The organism is Streptomyces sp. JJ36, from assembly GCF_021696945.1.
Classification (GTDB): Bacteria; Actinomycetota; Actinomycetes; order Streptomycetales; family Streptomycetaceae; genus Streptomyces.
The window spans coordinates 1-2,742 of record NZ_JACYHE010000156.1; the positions used below are offsets into that span (position 1 = coordinate 1).

Sequence of the window (2,742 nt, forward strand, 5' to 3'; positions counted from 1 at the left end):
CCGCCGGCTCACCGGGCGCGGCGTACGGGCCGTCATCGCCGGCCGGTGGCCCCACGACATGAGCGGCACGCGCACGCCCGGTCGGCCCGGGAACGGCTCCGGCGGCCGGCCCTGCCCACGATCCGGACCCGGCCCCGGGCCACCCTCTTCCTCGGCGGGACCGAGGTGTCCGTCGCATCGACGGCCCCCTCACGGGCCTGACCCGCGTCGGCGCCCGCGAATGCGACCCCACCACGGGCCGTGAAGGCCGACGTGAGGGTAAAGGGGCGTGCCCCGATCGGACGGTCTGCCCACCGTGGCACAGCCGCCCGCAGCGTGTACTTCCTCCCCCGCCACCTGCACCAAGGGATCCGTGTTGAGACCGGGGCGTGGGGATGGCAGCGGGTTCAGCGGGGGTCGGGGGTGTGGAGGCGGGTGATGAGCTGGGTGCGGGAGCGGATGCCGAGTTTGCGGTAGATGCGGGTGAGGGACGCCTCGATGGTTTTGACGCTGAGGAACATGCGGGTGGCCACCTCCTGGTTGGTGGCGCCCTCGCCGACGAGGTGGGCGATGCGTTCCTCGGTGCCGGTGAGCACGGCGGCGGCACGTTCCTCGCGTCGCGGGGCGCCGTGGGACGGAGGCGCGGGCTCGTGCAGGGCGCGCCCGGCCTGTTCGGCCCAGGGCCGGGCCCCGCAGCGGGTGAAGAGTTCCAGTGCCTCGTCCATGGCGGCGCGCGCGGGGGCGTGACGTCTTCGGCGCCGTTCGATGCGGGCCTGTTCGAGGAGGCAACGGCCCGCCTCCAGCGGCTGTTCCAGGGTGCGGAAGAGCCGTACGGCACCGGCGAGCAGGTCCAGCGCGGCGTCGGTCCGGCCGCGGGCGGCCCGTAACACCGCCTCGGCGCGGTCGAGTTGCCCGGTGACGCCCGCGCCGCGGCTGCGGTCCCCGATGGCGGCGCGCGCGGCGCGTACGACCTCCTCGGCGCGGTCGGTCTCGCCCAGCGCCGCCAGCCCGGTCGCGAGATCGCTGTGCCAGCGCAGTGCGAGGGGTGAGCAGACGCCCTGTTCGCGTTCGAGTTCCCGGATGCGGAGCAGGGTGGCGACCCCGCCGCGCAGGTCGCCCGTACGCAGCCGGACCTGGCCGAGGGCGTGCAGGGTACGGCTGACGAAGATGGCGTCGCGTTCCTGTTCGGAGGCGCGCAGGCCGCGTTCGGCGTAGGCACGGGCGCGGGCGAGGCTGCCGCCGGCGAGTTCGGCGACGGCGGCGTCGTACCAGGCGGGCCCGGGGCTGAGCGAGGCGGCCTCGGTGATGCGGATGGCGCGGTCGGCGAAGTCGAGGGCGTCCTGGCAGCGGCCCATGCGGACGGAGACCTCGGAGAGGCTGCGCAGCACGTGCACCACCTCTTCCCCGGAGCCGCGTTCGACCAGGGCGAGCATGCGCAGCAGTTCCTCGCGGGCCTCGGCGAGCCGGTCGTCGAAGATGGCGAACCGTACGGCGAGGAACCGGGGCGCGGCGTGCAGCCAGCCGTTGAGCGGGGGTTCGGGCAGGCGCAGGGCGCGGTCGAGGACGGCGCCGTGGTCGGAACGGCCCAGGATGCGGGAGACGGTGGCCTTCATGGTCAGCGCCATGGCCTCGGTGGTGGTGTCCCCGGCGGTGCGGGCGTGGGCGGCGGCACTGTCGGCCTCCCGCTCGCAACGTTCCGGCCGCCCGGCGGCCAGCGCGGACCAGGACATGCGCAGCCGCAGCGGCGCCATCAGCGCCGGGTCGCCCTCCGCGTCGACGAGGGCGGCGGCGAACACCTCGTCCATCTCGGAGAGCCCCTGCCCGGAGAGGTCGATGAGGGCGATGCGGACCCGGACGCGCTGGGCGCGGGAGGCGTCGGCGGCGAGTACGGCGTCGGCGGCCCGGTGCACCAGGGCGGGCACGGAGCCGGAGGCGCCCGCTTCGGCTGCGGTGACCAGCCACTCCAGCCGTTCGGCTGCCTGGTCGGTGGGGGTGCGGTCGGCGGCGAGCAGGAAGAGCTCGGCGGCCATCCGGTGCGAGCCCTGGCGGGCGGCGGCCTCGGCCGCGGTGACCAGGGAGCGGGTGAGGGCGGCGTCGGGTACGGAGGAGGCCAGCGCCCGGTGCCGTACGCGCCCGGCGGCGTCCGGTACGGCCGCGGCGAGCGCGGTGTGCACGGCGGCCCGGTGTGCGGCGTCGGCGCCTTCGGCGAGCACGGTGGCCACGGCCGGGGGCGTGAAGCGGATGCTGCCGCCCTCGGTGACGCCCTCGACCACCAGCAGTCCCTCCGCCGCGGCGAGCCGGATGTCGTGGGCGGCCTCCGTACGACCGGCGCGCTCCAGCAGCCCGGTGGTGGGGCGGGTGGCGAAGGCGGCCGTGAGCAGGGTCTCGCGGGCGCGTTCGGGCAGCCCGGCGAGGCGTGCGCCGATCAGCGTGTGGACGCGCTGCGGGAGCGGGGCGGGGCGCCAGTGCCGGGGGATGCGGTCGGCGAAGGCGCCGCCGAGGGCGAGCGCGAGGTGGGGATTGCCGCCGGAGTCGGCGTGCAGGGTGTTGGCGATACGGGCGGGGAGACCGTGGTGCTCGAACAGCTCGGCGAGTTCCTCGGGCGCCAGCGGCGGTACGGGCACCTGGACGGCGGCGGGGGTGGGGGCCCAGGGCGGGCCGCCGGAGCCGTCCTCGGGCCGGCCCGGCGTGCGCGTGCCGCTCATGCCGTGGGGCCACCGGCCGGCGATGACGGCCCGTACGCCGCGCCCGGTGAGCCGACGA

Annotated in this window: 1 protein-coding gene; it reads right to left on the reverse strand. The window is 76.5% G+C overall.

Going from position 1 to position 2,742, the window contains the following annotated elements; all coding sequences use genetic code 11:
- Window positions 1–386: 386 nt before the first annotated feature.
- Window positions 387–2,742 (reverse strand): LuxR family transcriptional regulator (locus HOY81_RS26945; protein WP_237323327.1); only part of this gene is annotated, 2,356 nt, incomplete at its 5' end.